At 52.4% G+C, this 1228-nt stretch carries 1 protein-coding gene; it reads left to right on the top strand.

Translation table 11 applies throughout. The features are described 5' to 3' along the window. The coding region (locus AC2A06_RS18550; RefSeq protein ID WP_484381264.1) for an Ig-like domain-containing protein at nt 1-1228 on the top strand (1228 nt) is incomplete at both ends.

Below are 1228 nucleotides of genomic sequence, written 5' to 3'. Positions count from 1 at the left end.
AAGCATGATTTTTACGTCAAGGCAACCGATGGGGCGGGTAACGTCAGTTTGCCATCGACAACCTTTACGTTGACGCTGGACTTCACCGCGCCTGATGTCAGCAAGGTGGCGATCACTGAGGTGGTTGATCAGTATGGCTTGATAACCGGCCCGGTCAGTAAGGGTAACGTGTTGGATGATCGCAATCCGTTGGTTAACGGTACCGGTGCAGAAGAGGGTAATACCATCACGGTATACACCACCGATGGCGATGGTAATACCAAAGTACTGGGCACCACCACTGTAGGCAGCAATGGCCAGTGGAGTTTGACCGCTACGGGCTCACTGTATGACGGTAAAAACACGTTGACCGTGGAAGAGACTGACAAGGTAGGTAATAGCGCCAAGCCGAGCACCAGCTATGACGTTATTATGTCATTGACCCCAGGCGCTCCGGTTATCGACAGTATTATTGATGATACCGGCACTACCCGTATGGCGTTGACCAACAACAGCCTGACCAAGGACAATACGCCAACCTTGAGCGGGACCTCTTCTGTTGCTGAAGGCGATACGATTACCATCTATAACGGTAATACTAAGGTCGGTACCACTACTGCGGGCCCAGGTGGTAGTTGGAGCTTTACACCAAACCCAGCATTGGCAGACGGTACTTACAACTTCAAGGTAACCGGGACCAACAATGTAGGTCAGGAGAGTGCGCCGAGTGGAACTCAAACCATCACCATTGATGCGACGATTTCTGATGCGGCTATCAGCATCACGTCAATCAGTGATGACTTGGGTATCAGCAATACCGACTTCAACACCAGCGATACCACGTTGTTGATTAACGGTACACTGAACAAGGCCCTGCTGGCAGACGAGTGGGTCGAAGTGAGTGTGGATGGCGGCAAAACCTGGACTAAAGCGAGCAGCACGACCGCCAGCAGTTGGACGGTGGATCTGCAAAGCAAGCCGTTGACGTCAGCTGACTATACCATCCAGGCGCGTGTGGTTGATCAGGCAGGTAATATTGGTGACACCGACTCACATGCGCTGACAGTGAGCACCGTGGCACCGAACCTGAATGGTATGACCACCAGCGCAATTATTACTACCGATACCTCTAGCGGTTTGAAAACAGGCGATCTGTTCAGCCACAGTGCGACAGAGATTAACACCGATATGATCACCCGTGACCGTACGGTGACCATCAAGGGGGCCTTGAGTGCTGCGCTGCAGAGCA

It is taken from the genome of Serratia sp. HNCC26DJ244 (genome assembly GCF_057180565.1).
The sequence above is the reverse complement of the archived record's forward strand: the minus strand, read 5'-3'. Positions and strand labels throughout refer to the sequence as shown.